We start from the raw sequence: 16,191 nt of genomic DNA, 5'->3' as shown, positions 1-16,191 counted from the left end.
TCCTGAGCCAGGATCAAACTCTCCGTAAAAGACTCTCGATCAACAGCCGAAACTGCAAATCAGTCATAAACATAAAGAGTCAAATCACTAGCAAAAAAACTCAACTAGCAAAACAAACAAAACCCTCTCACCTCAGACGGGAAGAATGAAGCAAGAAGATGTCACACCCACACCCCAAAAGGCATGAGCGCCAAAAACATTCGGCACTGACATTCATCGACACACTGTTGAGTTCTCAAAGAACACGCACACACCATTCACCGTCGAGCTGAAGATCGTGGGTGTCCGGGGCAACCGTTCCAGCTTAGATCAGATGATCGAGCGCAGTCAAACTGGCTTCTCATCCGTGAAGGGGTCGAAATCTTGCGATCCGATCGACTTCATCTTGTCGAAGGCGAACTCCGCGTCGCTCAGGCCTTGCGGTCTGGGCTGGCGTCCGTGTCGCTCTGACCTGGACAAAGTTACGCCCCGGATAACAACGCGTCAAATCCCCAGGTCGTTCACGGATAGTTCGCGTGAACGACCTGGTCGCACCGCGTCACTTACCCACCTGACGGGCGTCGTAACCAAATTACACGGATGTGACCCCGGCCACTGGCAGCCATCGAAAATCTAGCCGAGGATTCGGGCTCCGGCGAAGTTCCGCTTTCCGCGTCGCACCACCAACCACCGGCCGTGCAGGAGATCGTCCGCGCCGGGCGTCCACTCCTCGTCGGAGATCTTGACGTTGTTGACCGATGCGCCACCCTCCTTGACCGCGCGTCGGGCAGCGCCCTTGCTTTCGCTCAACCCGGTAGCGACGAGCAGATCGATGATGGTGTTCGGCGCACCCGCTTCGATATCCGCCACAGACGCTTCCTGTAGCGCGGCGGCGAGCGTCTTCTCGTCGAGTTCCGTCAGTTCGGCCCGCCCGAAGAGCGCCTGGCTGGCGAGTTCGACCGATCGCGTCGCCGCTTCACCGTGGACAAGCGTGGTCATCTCTGCGGCCAAGCGCTTCTGCGCTTCGCGCGCGTGCGGACGCTCGGTGGTCGCCGACTCGAGTTCTGCCAACTCGTCCTTGGACAGGAAGGTGAACCAGCGCAGGTACTTCACCACATCCGCGTCACCGGTATTCACGAAGTACTGGTACCAGGCGTACGGGCTCGTCATCTCCGGGTCGAGCCACAGGCTGCCGCCGCCGGTGGATTTACCGAACTTCTTCCCATCGGCGGACGTGACCAGCGGAACCGTCATTGCATGGACCGACTCGGCGTCTTGACGCCGGTTGAGTTCCACCCCGGCGATGATGTTTCCCCACTGATCGGAGCCACCGATCTGGAGGCTGCAGCCGTACTGGCGGCGAAGCTGCACGTAGTCGTTCGCCTGCAGCAGCATGTAGCTGAACTCGGTGTACGACATTCCGTCGCTCTCGAGCCTGTTCTTGACCGTCTCGCGAGCAAGCATCACGTTGATCGAGAAGTGCTTGCCGATGTCGCGGAGAAAGTCGATCGCGGACAATTCCCCCGTCCAGGCCAGGTTGTTCACCACCACTGCGCCAGTCGGGCTCTCGTCCATATCGACGAACCGCTCGAGCTGGCCACGGATACGCGACGCCCAGTCGGTGACGACCTCGCGGGAATTCATGGTCCGCTCCCCCACATCGCGCGGGTCACCGATGAGTCCTGTGGCACCACCGGCGAGAACGATCGGACGGTGGCCTGCCCGCTGAAAACGCTTGAGCGCCAGCAACGGCACGAGGTGCCCTGCGTGTAGCGAAGGACCGGTCGGATCGAAGCCGGAGTACAGCGTGATCGGGCCCTCGGATGTGGCCTTCTTCAGCGCGTCCACATCTGTGGACTGCGCGATCAGTCCACGCCAGGTCATTTCGTCGATGATGTTCTCACTCACGACGTCGATTCTCCTGCATGGACGCATCCACACGTCGGTCAGGCCTCCGAGCCACCGGGCGCGGCGGCGCGAGGACTCCGTTTGTAGCTCGATACCGACGGTGACCCGAGCACCCAGAAGCGCCACGGACGATCGGCCGCGGCACTCACCCCCACCCGTGGGCCGGATCCAACTATCTTCTCGTGCAGCGGGCGTTCGAGAAGGTCGAGGGTGACGGGCGACGACGCGTCGAACACGTCCTTTCCGTTGTCTTCCAGCGAGACGCCCATTGCTCGACCGAGATTGCCCGGCCCGCGGGCCCAACCGGCCTCGACCCGCGCCGATCGTGGGCCGCGGCCGGCACGCCTGCTCTCGACGACGTGGTGGCCCGCCACCACCTCACCCGCACGAAGCAACACAGCAGCGGCCGTACCGTCTGGGCCGCAGCTCACGTTCACACAAAGATGCATTCCGTAACTCAGGTAGACGTAGAGACGACCGGCAGGACCGAACATCACCTCGTTGCGAGCGGTCGGCCCCCGGAAGGAATGCGCGGCCGGATCGGGCCACGGACCGTCGAGCGGACCACCATAGGCCTCGACTTCGACGATGCGCACGGACACGTCGCCCACGGTGATGGTTCCACCGAGGATGCGTCGCGCTGCGTCGTCGGGCTCCCCGGTCTCCAACTCAACGGCATTCATCCCTCCCATGATGCTTCGCCCTTGACCACCGAGCGCGACGGGGCTACTACTGCAACATCCGACGAGTCTGGAGGCCGACATGGCGTTCACCGGTGAACACGCCGTCGACATCACAGGGCTGACGGTTCGCCGCGGCAAACGAACGGTGCTGCGCAGTTTGTCCCTGACGATCCCTCGTGGAGCCATCACGGGACTTCTCGGTCCGTCGGGCTGCGGCAAGACGACTCTGATGCGTGCGATCGTCGGCACTCAGATCGTGGACAGCGGAACCGTGACAGTCCTCGGATCTCCGGCTGGCTCGGCACCATTGCGCCGCACGGTCGGCTACGTGACCCAGGCACCGAGTGTCTATCGAGATCTCACCGTTCTGGAGAACGTGCAGTACTTCGGGTCGCTGTACGGTCGCCGCCGCGCGGACGTGGCGTCCGCCATCGAGTCGGTCGGCCTGGCCGACCACGCATCGTCACGGGCGGGCGAACTCTCGGGTGGTCAACTGGGGCGGGTATCCCTGGCCAGTGCGCTCATTGCCGAGCCCGAGCTGATCGTGCTCGACGAACCGACCGTCGGCTTGGATCCCGTGCTGCGCTCCGAGCTGTGGTCACGTTTCGCCGATATCGCAGCACGAGGCACAACGGTGCTGGTCTCGAGCCACGTGATGGAAGAGGCCGAGCACTGCAGCCGTCTCGTTCTGATGCGCGACGGCACCGTGCTGGCCCAATCGAGCCCTGACGCCCTACTCGCATGCACGAACGAAACGACCCTCGATCGCGCATTCCTGTCTCTCGTCAGATCCATGGAACAGACATCGTGAACGCGCGGATCTATGCAGCCGGCACCGGCCGCATCCTGCGCCAGCTCAGAGCCGACCATCGATCGGTCGCCATGGTGCTGCTCGTTCCGTCCCTGCTGATGGTGTTGCTGTACTACCTCTACCAAGACGTGCCGACCCAGCCGAACCAGCAGTCGTTGTTCGATCGGATCGCCATCACGATGCTCGGCATTCTGCCGTTCGTCGTCATGTTCCTGATCACGTCGATCTCGATGCAGCGTGAACGCACCTCCGGAACGCTCGAGCGCCTGCTGACGACGCCGATGTCCAAATTGGACCTGCTTGCAAGCTACGGGTCCGCCTTCTCGCTCGCCGCTGTCGGTCAAGCGCTGCTCGCGTGCACCGTCGCGTTCGGATTTCTCGGGCTCGACATCGAGGGCTCGGTCGGATGGGTTCTGGTGATCGCAGTCCTGGGAGCGATGCTCGGCGTCGCCATCGGACTGCTGTGCAGCGCGTTCGCTCGCACCGAGTTCCAAGCCGTTCAGTTCATGCCGGTCGTCGTGATTCCGCAGCTGTTCCTGTGCGGACTACTGGTGCCACGAGACCAGATGCCGAACTGGCTGAGCGCGATCAGCGATGTTCTGCCGCTGAGCTACCTGGTCGACGCGCTCCAGGAGATAGCCCGGTACCCCGCGGCCACCGGCCGTATGTGGACCGACCTCGCCTTGGTCATGGCTTTCACCGTCGCCGCGCTGATCGGAGCCGCCGCGACATTGCGTCGTAGAACCCCGTAGTCGTAGAACGCCGTAGTCGACGAACCCAGTGGTCGACGAACGCGGGGTGACCGACGGAAAGTACTAGGACGTGGCGCGCGACAGGATCGACTCGTGCTCGGCGTCGTCGACATCGCGGGCGTCGTCCGCGAGCAACACCGGAATTCCGTTCTCGATGGGGTATGCACGCCGAAGTCGCGGGTTGTAGAGCAGTTCCCCTTCGATCAACAACAGCGGTCCCTTGTCCACTGGGCACGCAAGAATGGAAAGCAGTGTCGAATCGATTGCCACGGGTGTCCTTCGTTCTGATCCGGTCGAACCGGAAGTGGTGTACTCGCTTACGCTACCGAACACGTTCCGTTCTGCACTGAGTCATTGCTATGACGTCATTGCTACGACGATTGTTCGGCGGCGGCTTCTCGTCCGACGAACCGCTCGGCCACAACAGCTTTCGTCATTCGACGATAGCTGTTCGACTCGGCGTCGTAGTACCACGAACGCGCACTCGGCGTCGGAATGCCGGCCTGCTTCAACGCCGTCGCGGTCGGTCGGTACGCGCGACCCACCGGAATTTCGGGCACCACGTGCACGATCGCCGGGCGCTCCGCCGGCAGCAGCACGCCGAGAGTGTCCGTCAACGCACGAGCGGTGATCACCGCTTCCGGTTGCAGCGATATGGCGCAGACGGCCACCTCGGTGGCCGATGCCTCGACGCGCACCGATCGTGGCCGATCGGACGTCACCCGCACTCCGTACACCACAGCCGAATCGACCTGATCCAGGTCACCCACCGCGTCGACGATCGGTTGGGTGTACACCGGCCCGCAGGCCGATCGCACGACGGTGTCCTTGCGGTCGACGAGCCAGTAGTCGCCGTCGGAATCGCGACGGAACAGGTTCTCGGTGGGGATCCACGCGTCCGCGGGTTCGAACACTCCCCGCATGACGTGACTGGTCGCTTCGCCGTCTCCGCTCGGTCGGCCGAGGAGTAGTCCGATCTCGTCGTCGCGGCACTGTCGAACGAAGCCCTCGTCGTCCTCTTCGAGACGCCCGGTGATCGGGTCGTAGGCCGCCAATGCAACCCGTGCGCTACCGGGCAACGGTCGGCCCTTGGATCCGATCTTCGAGCCTGCGACGTTGGCCAGAATCACGTCGTTCTCGGTGGAGGCGTAGAACTCGAGTACCCGAGCCGGGCTGAATCTTGCAAGAGTGCGTCGCCACAGCCCCACCGGCATGCCGGATCCGATGAACAGCCGCACCGGGTGACCGGAGTCGACGGGGAATCGGCCGTCGTCGAGGATCTGACGCATCATCGTCCAGGTGTAGCTCACGACCGTGACGCCGTAGCGGTAGACCTCTTCGCTGAATCTCTCGGGCTCGAGACCACGCGACAGTGCGATCCGCGATCCGCCCGCGAGTGCACCACCGATCGTGACGAGGATTCCTGCCGAATGATGCAGCGGTGCAAGGCAATACACAGTATCGCCGGGACCGAGAGCAGCAGTGGTGGCCGTACCGAAAGCGGACAAGGCCCAGCGGTGGTTGGTGATGTATCGCGGTTCGAGACCGTGATCGGTCGTCGTGAACAGGATCATCGCCAGTTCGCGGGCACGACCCGGGTCCGGCTCGTACCACTGGGGCAAACGCACCGTGTCGGGATCGATGGCCTCGAGATCTGTGACCTCGTATCCGGACGGGACGTCGAGCGTCCGCGTGTCTCCGCCGCCGAGCACCAGGACGTTCGGTGTCACCGACACTGCAGCTGCCACGTTCTCCGGATCCGCGATCACCGTGTCGACGTCGACGGTCCGCAAGGCTGCAGTCAGGTCGCTGCCAGGCTGCAGCAGAACAGGCACCGCCCCGATCCGCGAGAGCGCCGCCATGGCAGCCAACGCGCTGGGGCGGGTCTCCATCAGCACTCCGATGCGCGACGCGGGCCGCACGCCGACGCTGATCAGACCGCGCACCACGTTGTCGATACGAACGTTCACGGCATCGTAGGTGTGCACTCGATCGTCGAACAGGAAGCACTCGCCGTTCGGAGATTTACGTCCCTGTTCGGCGATCAAGCGGCCCAACGAGACTCGGCTGTGGGGCTGCATCTGCCCCAGGCGGGCGAGCCTCGGCAACGTGCGCACGGCTTCGGACGAGATCTCCCGGGTACCGCGCACCGCCCCCGTCGCGGCCGACGCCAGCCCGCGGCCGACACCGACGCCGACTTCGGCGATGGAGGCAGCGGTATGAATCAGTCGATTGGTGATCGACACTCCGCTGTCGCTGTCACCGTGATCCTCGCGTTCCATGACGCGGACCGCCTCGGGCCTGGGTCCGAGATCTTCCCGCCACCGAATCCAGTTTCCCGTCGTCGGCCACGTCTGCGCAGCCGCGGTACTGCCGACAACCAAGCCGAAATGGCCTGCGCGCAAGGTTGTTTCGAAGACCTGCGCACGCGGGGCAGCGCGCTGGATGCCGCGGACGGCGAGCGGTTGACCGATGTCGTCCACCTCGCCGACGAAGGCCAACACCGGCACCGTCAGTTCTGCCAGAGTCAACAGTCTGTCCTTGATGACAAACCCGCCGGTCATCATGCGGTTGTGCACGACGAACTGCTTCAACAACTCGGCAACGGCCGGGCCGGACCAGGCCACCCACCCGTCCATCGCCAGAAAGCGTCGCTGCGGCTCGCGTGGCAACAGTGCCTCACGGTCGTGCAACTGGCGTAGGAAATCCAAGCGCGACCGCACGGTCTTCGCCGGATCGAGCAATTGGAATCCCGTCCGCGCCATCCACCCCGACACGGCGAGCCGGGTGAACACATGGTCGGCCAGGAACTCCGCACCTCGCGTCGCCACTCCGGCCGGGATCCCGAGAGGCAAACCGGCGAGTGTATCGACCGGAGCCCCGAAGGTGATGAGACTGGCCAGATTTCGGCCGCCTCGGTAGGCGGCCGCCTGGTAGCAGAACATTCCGCCCTGGGAATAGCCACCCAGGTGTACATCGCGACCGGTGTGCTCGTGCACCTTGTCGACGACCTCGCTGATCGCCACCACGTGATCGGCGAGCGTGCGGCCCCATCCGCCTTCCTCGGTATCGGGCGAACCGAAGTCGACGACCCACGGATCCAACCCCATGCCGTGCAGGATTCCCGCCGCCCCTTGGTCGGTCGTCACGTCGTAGACGTCCGCGGAGACCATCATCGGAGGAATCAGCACCACCGGAGGACTGTCCGCAGGAACATCGTCGGGGAAGTAACGACGAAGCCGATACATCGGCTCGCGGTCCATCACCCGAAACGGTGACGGGTCCACCTCGGTCTCGAGCCCACCGAGACGGATGACCTCGAGACCGTTCTGCGCCGTGGCGATGGCACGGCGCAGTGGGCCGCGTACGGCGTCTGCATTCAGTCCCACAAGTACACTCCTGCGTTCGGCCCCGACGGAACGACCGGCATCGGTCTTCGCGTGACGAAAGCTTCTCACATCACACTCGACGAACCGGCAGGGATGTCGATTGCGCACTCAGTGCCGCAACACCGGTTCCTCGGCCCACGTACGCAGCATCGACGCCGTGGCTCGCACGCCCCCGAGCTGATGCGCCACCTGCACCGCGGCAGTGCCACCGCGGGCGTCCCGCGACGAGATGGAACCCTCCACCGTGAGTACCTCACGAACGGCCGGCGTGAGGGAAGGATCGATCGCGGCGAGCTCGTCGTCGGTCAGATCCGCCAGCCCGACGCCTCGCGCCTCGGCCGCTCGGACACAGGCACCCGCGGCCTCGTGAGCTACGCGGAACGCAATCCCCTGCCGCACCATCCACTCGGCGATGTCGGTGGCGAGCGTGAACCCGGCCGGTGCGAGTTCGGCCATGCGCTCGGTGTGGAATTCGAGCGTTGCCGTCAATCCCGTGAGTGCAGGCAGCAACAGCTCGAGCTGTGCCACCGAGTCGAACACCGGCTCCTTGTCCTCCTGGAGATCACGGTTGTAGGCCAACGGTTGCGCCTTGAGCGTGGCCAGTAGACCGGTGAGGTTTCCGATCAGTCGACCGGTCTTTCCGCGGGTCAGCTCCGCGACATCCGGATTCTTCTTCTGCGGCATGATCGAACTGCCCGTGGACCATGCGTCGGCCAATGTGACGTAGCCGTACTCGGGCGTGCTCCACGATATGACCTCCTCGGCGAACCGAGACAGATCGACCGCCGTCATCGCCAACACGAACGCAGCCTCGGCCGCGAAGTCGCGCGAGGACGTGGCGTCGATCGAGTTCTCGGCGGACGAGTCGAATCCGAGCTCGGCTGCGATCTTCTCCGGACTCAGACCCAGTGACGAACCGGCGAGAGCCCCGGAACCGTACGGCGACACCGCTGCTCGCGTGTCGAAGTCCGCGAAGCGCTGCACGTCGCGCAGCAACGGATGGGTGTGCGCGAGCAGATGATGCGCCAGCAACACCGGCTGCGCGGCCTGCGAATGTGTCTTGCCCGGCATGACGGCCGTCGGATGCGCCGCTGCCTGGGTGGCCAACGCGTCGACCACATCGAGAACGCCGACGGACACCCGACGGACGGCGTCGCGCAGCCACATCCGGAACAGCGTGGCGACCTGGTCGTTACGCGACCGGCCCGCGCGCAGCCGGCCCCCGACCTCGGGTCCGACACGATCGATCAGACCGCGTTCGAGAGCGCCGTGCACGTCCTCGTCGGAATCGGCTGCCACGAACGCACCGGAGGCGACGTCGTCGGCGAGACGCTGCAAACCGTCGAGCATGGTCTCGAGGTCCTGCGGGGTGAGCAGTCCGGCACCGTTCAGCACCCGGGCGTGCGCCATGGATGCGCGGATGTCGTACGGCGCGAGTACCCAGTCGAAGTGCGTCGACTTGCTCAACGCCGCCATGGCGGCGGCCGGTCCGGATGCGAATCTGCCACCCCAGAGCGAACCCTCGTTGGTTCCGTGTGAGATCTCCGAATTCGTCACAGGCCCAGGTCCCGCTTCGCGGCGATCTTCGACGAGAGTCCGTGCAGCTGAACGAATCCCTTGGCCGCGGACTGGTCGAACGTGTCGCCCTCGTCGTAGGTGGCGAGGTTGAAGTCGTACAGCGACTCACCACTGCGGCGTCCGTTGACGATGATCCCGCCCGCGTGCAGGACCAGGCGGATGTCGCCGGAAACGTGCTCCTGCGTGTGCTGCACGAACGTGTCGAGAGCGCCCTTGAGCGGGGAGTACCACAGGCCGTCGTACACCAGCTCGGCCCACTTCTGGTCGGTGTGGCGCTTGTAGCGACCGAGCTCGCGCTCGAGGGTCACGTGCTCGAGCTCCTCGTGGGCCCGGATGAGCACCATGGCACCGGGTGCCTCGTAGATCTCGCGACTCTTGATTCCGACGAGCCGATCCTCGACAACGTCCAATCGGCCGACACCCTGCGCGCCCGCGCGAGTGTTGAGCTCCTGGATCGCTTCGAGGACCGAGACCGGACGGCCGTCGATCGCGACGGGGCGACCCTTGTCGAACGAGACGATGAGCTCGTCGGGAGCCTGGAAGTTGACCGTCGGATCCTCGGTGTAGTCGTAGACGTCCTTGGTCGGCGCGTTCCACAGGTCCTCGAGGAAACCGGTCTCCACCGCGCGTCCCCAGACGTTCTGGTCGATCGAGAACGGCGACTTGGTGGTCACGTTGATCGGGATGTCGTTCTCCTCGGCGAACTTGATCGCCTTCTCGCGCGTCCACGCGTAGTCGCGAACCGGTGCCAACACCTCGAGCTCGGGGGCGAGGGTGTTGAAGCCGACCTCGAACCGAACCTGGTCGTTGCCCTTGCCCGTGCACCCGTGTGCAACAACGGTTCCGCCGTGCGCCCGCGCGTTCTCGACGAGGTGCTTGACGATCAACGGACGGCTGATGGCCGACACGAGCGGGTACCGATCCATGTACAGGGCGTTGGACTGGACCGTCGGCAGGCAGTACTCGTCGGCGAACTCGTCCCTGGCATCGACGACGACGGATTCGACTGCGCCGCAATCGAGTGCGCGCTGACGCACGACGTCCATGTCCTCGCCGCCCTGCCCCAGATCGATGGCGACGGCAACGACCTCCTTGCCGGTCTCCCTCCCGATCCAGCTGATGGCGACGGAGGTGTCGAGTCCGCCGGAGTAGGCGAGAATGACGCGTTCGGCCATGGTGTTCAAGCTCCTTCGTTGTTCTTGTTGCGCATGATGGGTAACCGGATCTCAGTCACCGCGTCGAGCAAGCTTTTCGATCTTGTCCGCGACCTCGCCACCGGTGTGTGGCTCGCGGGCGATCAACAGAATCGTGTCGTCTCCTGCGATGGTCCCGACGATCTCGGGCATCGCAGCGCGATCGAGAGCGCTGGCCAGGTAGTGCGCCGCGCCGGGTGGTGTTCGGAGCACGGCCTGGTTTCCGCTGTGATCGGTGGACACCAACAACTCACCCAGCAACTTCAGGAGCCGATCGGTGCCGCCGGACACTCCGCGAACCGGGCTGCCGTCCTCGGGCACGACGTACACCCCCACTCCACCGTCGGGTGCGCGCAGCTTCACCGCACCCAGTTCCTCCAGGTCCCGCGAGAGCGTCGCCTGAGTGGTGTCGATTCCCTCGGCGGCGAGCAACGACGCCAGCTGCGGTTGACTACGTACCTGATGCGTGGCCAGCAACGCGATGATCCGCGCCTGCCTGCCCGCGCGGGTCGACGCCGTCAACGGCACCGCAGTGACGTCCTCGCTCATGGTCGACTGGCCTGTTCGAGAAGCCACACCAGCAGAGCCTTCTGCGCGTGCAGGCGATTCTCGGCCTCGTCCCAGACGACGCTCTGCGGACCGTCGAGCACCTCGTCGGTGATCTCCTCGCCGCGATGTGCGGGCAGGCAGTGCAGCACAACGGCATCCGACTGGGCCTTCGAGAGCAGATCGGAGTCGATTCGATAGGGCCGGAACGGGGCGACGCGATCGAGACCGTCGTTCTCCTGGCCCATCGATGTCCAGGTGTCGGTGACGAGCGCGTCGGCACCGGTGGCTGCCTCGACCGGGTCCTCGGTGATGGTGATGGTGGCCCCGGTTTCCTCGGCGCGAGCCTGCGCCGCGTCGAGTACGTAGCCGAGCGGCGCGAAATCCTTGGGCGCGGCGATCCGCACGTTCAGCCCGGCCGTGACACCGCCGATCAGCAGCGAGTGCGCCATGTTGTTGGCACCGTCACCGAAGTAGGCCAAGGTGCGGCCCTGCAGATTTCCCTTGTGCTCGATCAGGGTCTGCAGATCCGCCAGAACCTGGCAGGGGTGGAACTCGTTGGAGAGGGCGTTGACGATCGGAATGGTTGCGCCGGTGGCCATCTGCTCGAGCCGCTTCTGTCCGAACGTGCGCCACACGACCGCTTCGACGTAGCGCGAGAGAACTCGGCCGGTGTCCTGCAGAGTCTCCTCACGACCGAGCTGTGTGTCGCGACCTGTCACGACGACGGCATGGCCGCCCAACTGAGCGATGCCCATCTCGAACGAGAAGCGAGTACGCGTCGAGTTCTTCTCGAAGATGACTCCGATCCCCTTGGGGCCTTCGAGAGGACGCTTCGAGAACGGTGCACGTTTGAGCTCTGCTGCCAGAGCGAGGATTTCGCCCTGCTGCTGCGGCGTGATGTCGTCGTCCCGGAGAAAGTGCTGAACGGTCATGGCTGATGAGCCTCCTGTGCTGCGTCGAGAATGGCCGGTAACGCCGTCACGAACGACGCGGCTTGCTCTTCGGTGATGATCAACGGTGGTGCGAGCCGGAGCACGTCGGGCTGTGCCGCATTGAGGAGGAAGCCCGCCTCGCGCGCGGCCGCTTCGGCCGCCGGTGCGACGGCGGCGGTGAGGACCACGCCGAGGAGTAGCCCCGAACCCCGAACATGGCTCACCAGAGGGTGATCGAGACTCTCGATGGAGTGCGCGATCGTCTTGCCGATGCTGTCCGCGTGCGAGATCAGATCCTCGTCGGCAACGGTGCGCAGGACGGCCAGAGCCGCCGCAGCGCATACGGGGTTACCACCGAACGTGGTGCCGTGCTTGCCCGGATGCAGCAACTCCCCCGCCGCTCCGATGCCGATGCAGGCCCCGATGGGCAGGCCACCGCCCAGACCCTTGGCGAGCGTGATCACGTCGGGCACGATGCCGACCGACTGGTGGGCGTAGAACCATCCCGTACGGCCGATACCGGTCTGCACCTCGTCGAGGATCAACAGTGCACCGTGCTTCGCGGTGATCTCACGCGCGGCGAGGAGGTATCCCTCGGGCGGAACCACCACACCACCCTCGCCCATGATCGGCTCGAGAAACACTGCGGCAGTATCGGAATCGACCACAGCTTCCAGAGCTGCCACATCGCCGTACGGAACATGCTGCACGCCTGCAGGCATCGGTTCGAACGGGATCCGCTTGTCCGGCTGACCGGTCAATGCGAGAGCACCCATCGTCCGTCCGTGGAAGGACTTCTCGGCTGCCACGATGTTGGGGCGACCGGTCAGGCGAGCGATCTTGAAGGCCGCCTCATTGGCCTCGGTTCCCGAATTGCACAGGAACACCCGACCGGTGGCCCCGGCACCGAGGTGTGCGAGCAACTGCTCGGCCAACGCGATACCGGGTTCTGTCGCATAGAGATTCGAGGTGTGTCCGAGGGTGGACAGCTGAGCGGTGACCGCCTCGATCACCGCCGGATGGGCATGTCCGAGGATGTTCACGGCGATACCAGCGAGCAGATCCAGGTACTGCTTTCCGTCGGCGTCCGTCACCACCGCACCCTCGCCGCGCACGAGCGCCACACGGGGAACACCGTAGTTGTCCATCAACGAATTCGACCACCGCTGTTGCAGATCGAGGGTGGACTCGGTGCCGGTCATGGCATGACTCCTGACGTAGAAGAATGATCGGGGGTGACCATGGTGCCGATCCCCTCACCGGTGAACAGCTCCACCAGCACGGAATGTTCGACGCGACCGTCGATGACATGCGCCGACGGCACACCCGCTCGAACCGCACGCAGACACGCTTCCATCTTCGGCACCATCCCGGCGTCGAGCGAGGGCAGCAACGCCTCGAGCGCGGACGCGTCGATCTCGGAGGTCAACGAGCTGCGATCGGGCCAATCGGTGTACAGGCCCTCGACATCGGTGAGCACCACCATCTTCTCGGCACCGATGGCACTGGCCAGCGCCGCGGCCGCAGTGTCGGCGTTGATGTTGTGCACGACGCCGTCGCGGTCGGGAGCGATGGTGGACACCACCGGAATGCGTCCTGCTGCAATGAGATCGAACACCGCAGCGGGGTTCACCGACGTGACGTCGCCGACGAGGCCGATGTCGGTGTCGATGCCGTCGACCAGCACGGTACGACGCGTTGCGGTGAACAGGTGCGCATCCTCACCGGAGATCCCCACGGCATACGGACCGTGGCCGTTGATCAGGCCGACGAGCTCGCGCCCGACCTGCCCGAATAGCACCATCCGCGCAACGTCCATGACCTCGGGCGTGGTGACGCGGAATCCGCCGCGGAATTCACCTGCCAGGCCGAGTCTGGTCAGCATGGCCGAGATCTGCGGCCCGCCGCCGTGCACGACGACCGGATGAATTCCGACGGTGCGCAGAAACACCATGTCGGCCGCGAACGCCCGCTTCAGATCGTCGTCGATCATGGCGTTTCCGCCGTATTTCACGACGACGATCTTGCCCGAGAATCGCTGCAGCCACGGCAGTGCCTCGGCAAGGGTGAACGCCTTCTGCGCGGCCGTCAAATCCACTGCGGCGGATGTCATGACGAGTACGCCGAGTTCTCTTCGACGTACGCGTGCGAGAGATCGGTCGTTCGGATGGTGGCCGACCCCGCGCCCAGACCCAGATCGATGGTCACCTCGATGTCGACACCGGACAGGTCGACCTCGCGAGCGCCCGGCGCTCCCACGCCGTCGATGCACACCGGACTGCCGTTGAAGGACACGGCAATTCGATCCGGGTCGAGCTCGATCGGGGCGATGCCGATTGCCGCGAGAACGCGGCCCCAGTTGGGGTCGGAACCGAACAGTGCCGTCTTGGTCAGAGAGTCCCTGGCGACCGTGCGTGCACCGATCAGGGCTTCGTCCTCGGACACCGCGCCCGACACGGTGATCCGCACTCGCTTGGTCACGCCCTCGGCGTCGGCCATCATCTGGTCGGCCAGGTCGTCGCACACCGCCAGGACCGCGGCGTCGAGTTCTTCCTGTGACGGTGCCACTCCGCTGGCCCCGGAGGAGAGCAACAGCACCGTGTCGTTGGTCGAGGATGCGCCGTCGACGTCGAGCCGGTCGTAGGACAATCGGGTCGCCGCGCGCAGTGCCTTGTCGAGCTGGTCTGCGGTGGCAACGGCATCGGTGGTGATGACACTGAGCATCGTGGCCAACGACGGCGCCAGCATGCCTGCCCCCTTGGCCATGCCGCCGACGTTCCATTTGTCGGCATGATGAACAGCCGCCTGCTTGGGCACGGTGTCGGTGGTCATGATCGCGTACGCCGCATCGGTACCACCGGAAATGCCGCCTGCGAGTTCGTGCACGACCTCGGTCACGCCGGGCAGCAGCTTGTCCATCGGGAGCCGGTCACCGATGAGACCCGTCGAGCAGACGGCAACCTCGACAGCGCCGGTCTCGGAACCCCAATTGCTCAGTGCCGACGCCACTTCCTCGGCCGTGCGGTGCGCGTCCTGGAACCCGGGCGCACCCGTGCAGGCGTTGGCACCACCGGAGTTGAGGATCACCGCACGCAGTCGACCGGTGGACAGCACCTGCCGAGACCACAACACCGGCGCTGCCTTGACCTTGTTGCGGGTGAACACACCCGCTGCCGCGAAGTCGGGACCCTCGTTGAACACCAGGGCCAGATCGGACTTGCCACTTGCCTTGATACCGGCCGGAATACCGGCGGCACGGAAACCCGCGGGAGCGGTGACACCCTGTGTGCGCACGAGCTTGCCCGCAACCGTGCCGACGGCCTCCGCCTGGCTCCCGACGCTGCTCATGGTGCTACTCCTACGGTAGAGAGACCCTCGGTCTCGGTGATTCCCAGTGCGAGATTCATGGATTGGACTGCTGCTCCCGCCGTGCCCTTGGCCAGATTGTCGATGGCCGCGATCACGACGAGCAAGCCGGCGTCTGCATCGACCGACACGCTCATCTGCACGGCGTTCGATCCGATGACCGAACCGGTCTGCGGAAGCCGGCCGGCCGGCAGCACGTGCACGAACGGCTCTGCGGCGTATGCCTTTTCGTACACCTCGACGGCCTGTGCCTGCGTGGCGGTGGTGACCGCGGTACAGGTGGCGAGGATCCCGCGCGGCATCGGGGCGAGAACCGGCGTGAAGGACACCGCAACAGCGCTACCGGCGACGGCCGAGAGGTTCTGCACGATCTCGGGAGTGTGGCGATGCGCGCCGGCAACCGCGTACGCCCGAACCGAACCCATCACCTCCGAACCCAGAAGATCGGCCTTGGGAGCGCGACCGGCACCCGAGGTACCGCTCACGGCGACGATATTGACGCGAGGCTCGATGATGCCTGCGGCGACCGCGGGTGCGAGCGCGAGAGACGACACCGTCGGGTAGCACCCGGGAACGGCGATGCGGGTGGCACCGACGAGCCGCTCGCGGCCACCCGGCAGCTCCGGCAGGCCGTACGGCCAACTGCCCGCGTGAGGACTCTTGTAGTACTTCTCCCAAGCCGCACCGTCGGTGAGGCGAAAGTCGGCACCGCAATCGATGATCAGCACGGAATCGGGCAGCTGCAGTGCGAGCTCGGCGGACTTGCCGTGTGGGAGGCCGAGGAACACGACATCGTGCCCTGCGAGTTCGTCGACAGTGGTGGGACCGAGAACGCGATCTGCCAGTGGCAACAGGTGGGGATGGAATTCACCCAGCGTCGCGCCTGCATTGCCGCCCGCAGTCAGAGAGCCGATGATCAACGAACCGTCGCGCACTCCCGGGTGCCCGAGCAGCAGCCTGAGAATCTCGCCGCCGGCGTATCCGCTGGCACCCGCGACCGCGACGCGCCGCGGCGTCGCCTCCGAAGTAATCATGCGGTTTATTATGCAGC

General features: G+C 65.0%; 14 protein-coding genes. 2 read left to right on the top strand and 12 right to left on the bottom strand.

Annotated elements, in window-relative coordinates; all coding sequences use genetic code 11:
* Nucleotides 1-612: 612 nt before the first annotated feature.
* Nucleotides 613-1,887 (bottom strand): tyrosine--tRNA ligase, encoded by a 1,275-nt coding sequence (tyrS, locus tag CH249_RS25410; RefSeq protein ID WP_032394282.1) that lies wholly within the window; start codon nt 1,885-1,887, stop codon nt 613-615.
* A 38-nt stretch (nt 1,888-1,925) separates the two neighbouring features.
* Nucleotides 1,926-2,570, bottom strand: coding sequence for a DNA-3-methyladenine glycosylase (locus CH249_RS25405; RefSeq protein ID WP_094682348.1), 645 nt, complete (start codon nt 2,568-2,570; stop codon nt 1,926-1,928).
* A 79-nt stretch (nt 2,571-2,649) separates the two neighbouring features.
* On the opposite strand from CH249_RS25405, the gene CH249_RS25400 reads away from it, so the two are divergent.
* Nucleotides 2,650-3,381, top strand: a complete 732-nt coding sequence (locus CH249_RS25400) for an ABC transporter ATP-binding protein (RefSeq protein WP_094682347.1) — start codon at nt 2,650-2,652, stop codon at nt 3,379-3,381.
* The gene (locus tag CH249_RS25395) at nt 3,378-4,133 is read left to right on the top strand and encodes an ABC transporter permease (RefSeq protein WP_032394285.1); all 756 of its coding nucleotides are present in this window, start codon (nt 3,378-3,380) and stop codon (nt 4,131-4,133) included. The genes CH249_RS25400 and CH249_RS25395 overlap by 4 nt, the downstream gene beginning before the upstream one ends.
* A 63-nt stretch (nt 4,134-4,196) precedes the next feature.
* Here the strand turns inward: CH249_RS25395 and CH249_RS25390 are convergent, their stop codons facing one another.
* From CH249_RS25390 to argC, 10 genes are all read right to left on the bottom strand, one after another.
* Nucleotides 4,197-4,403 carry a Trm112 family protein gene (locus CH249_RS25390; RefSeq protein ID WP_032394286.1) on the bottom strand — a complete coding sequence of 69 codons (207 nt, stop codon included), beginning with the start codon at nt 4,401-4,403 and terminating at the stop codon, nt 4,197-4,199.
* A 101-nt stretch (nt 4,404-4,504) separates the two neighbouring features.
* The gene (locus CH249_RS25385) at nt 4,505-7,522 is read right to left on the bottom strand and encodes an AMP-binding protein (RefSeq protein WP_045199684.1); all 3,018 of its coding nucleotides are present in this window, start codon (nt 7,520-7,522) and stop codon (nt 4,505-4,507) included.
* Nucleotides 7,523-7,630: 108 nt separating this feature from the next.
* A complete protein-coding gene (argH, locus tag CH249_RS25380; RefSeq protein ID WP_230596634.1) occupies nt 7,631-9,079 on the bottom strand; it encodes an argininosuccinate lyase in 1,449 nt (482 codons plus the stop codon).
* Nucleotides 9,076-10,275, bottom strand: a complete 1,200-nt coding sequence (locus CH249_RS25375; protein WP_032378949.1) for an argininosuccinate synthase — start codon at nt 10,273-10,275, stop codon at nt 9,076-9,078. Before CH249_RS25375 ends, argH begins: the two co-directional genes overlap by 4 nt.
* Nucleotides 10,276-10,326: 51 nt before the next feature.
* Complete coding sequence (locus CH249_RS25370; RefSeq protein WP_032394288.1) at nt 10,327-10,842, bottom strand: arginine repressor; 516 nt, start codon at nt 10,840-10,842, stop codon at nt 10,327-10,329.
* On the bottom strand, nt 10,839-11,774 hold the full coding sequence (gene argF, locus CH249_RS25365) for an ornithine carbamoyltransferase (RefSeq protein WP_094632456.1): 936 nt from the start codon (nt 11,772-11,774) through the stop codon (nt 10,839-10,841). The genes CH249_RS25370 and argF overlap by 4 nt, the downstream gene beginning before the upstream one ends.
* Entirely contained in the window at nt 11,771-12,976 is a 1,206-nt protein-coding gene (locus tag CH249_RS25360) for an acetylornithine transaminase (protein ID WP_094647845.1), read from the bottom strand. Before CH249_RS25360 ends, argF begins: the two co-directional genes overlap by 4 nt.
* Nucleotides 12,973-13,887 carry an acetylglutamate kinase gene (gene argB / locus CH249_RS25355; RefSeq protein ID WP_094682346.1) on the bottom strand — a complete coding sequence of 305 codons (915 nt, stop codon included), beginning with the start codon at nt 13,885-13,887 and terminating at the stop codon, nt 12,973-12,975. Before argB ends, CH249_RS25360 begins: the two co-directional genes overlap by 4 nt.
* Nucleotides 13,884-15,122: a bifunctional glutamate N-acetyltransferase/amino-acid acetyltransferase ArgJ gene (gene argJ / locus CH249_RS25350; RefSeq protein ID WP_045195009.1), complete on the bottom strand. Its 1,239-nt coding sequence runs from the start codon at nt 15,120-15,122 to the stop codon at nt 13,884-13,886. The genes argB and argJ overlap by 4 nt, the downstream gene beginning before the upstream one ends.
* On the bottom strand, nt 15,119-16,174 hold the full coding sequence (gene argC, locus CH249_RS25345; RefSeq protein ID WP_032394293.1) for an N-acetyl-gamma-glutamyl-phosphate reductase: 1,056 nt from the start codon (nt 16,172-16,174) through the stop codon (nt 15,119-15,121). The genes argJ and argC overlap by 4 nt, the downstream gene beginning before the upstream one ends.
* Between the last annotated feature and the right edge of the window lie 17 nt (nt 16,175-16,191).

Origin of the sequence: Rhodococcus sp. 05-2255-3B1 (assembly GCF_002258545.1) — a bacterium.
Lineage (GTDB): Bacteria > Actinomycetota > Actinomycetes > Mycobacteriales > Mycobacteriaceae > Rhodococcoides.
The sequence above is the reverse complement of the archived record's forward strand: the minus strand, read 5'-3'. Positions and strand labels throughout refer to the sequence as shown.

Coding starts and splice junctions, on each gene's coding strand:
- argB (WP_094682346.1), bottom strand. CDS start 13,887: ATGACATCCGCCGCAGTGGATTTGACGGCCGCGCAGAAGGCGTTCACC.
- CH249_RS25360 (WP_094647845.1), bottom strand. CDS start 12,976: ATGACCGGCACCGAGTCCACCCTCGATCTGCAACAGCGGTGGTCGAAT.
- argJ (WP_045195009.1), bottom strand. CDS start 15,122: ATGAGCAGCGTCGGGAGCCAGGCGGAGGCCGTCGGCACGGTTGCGGGC.
- CH249_RS25375 (WP_032378949.1), bottom strand. CDS start 10,275: ATGGCCGAACGCGTCATTCTCGCCTACTCCGGCGGACTCGACACCTCC.
- CH249_RS25405 (WP_094682348.1), bottom strand. CDS start 2,570: ATGAATGCCGTTGAGTTGGAGACCGGGGAGCCCGACGACGCAGCGCGA.
- argC (WP_032394293.1), bottom strand. CDS start 16,174: ATGATTACTTCGGAGGCGACGCCGCGGCGCGTCGCGGTCGCGGGTGCC.
- argF (WP_094632456.1), bottom strand. CDS start 11,774: ATGACCGTTCAGCACTTTCTCCGGGACGACGACATCACGCCGCAGCAG.
- CH249_RS25400 (WP_094682347.1), top strand. CDS start 2,650: ATGGCGTTCACCGGTGAACACGCCGTCGACATCACAGGGCTGACGGTT.
- CH249_RS25370 (WP_032394288.1), bottom strand. CDS start 10,842: ATGAGCGAGGACGTCACTGCGGTGCCGTTGACGGCGTCGACCCGCGCG.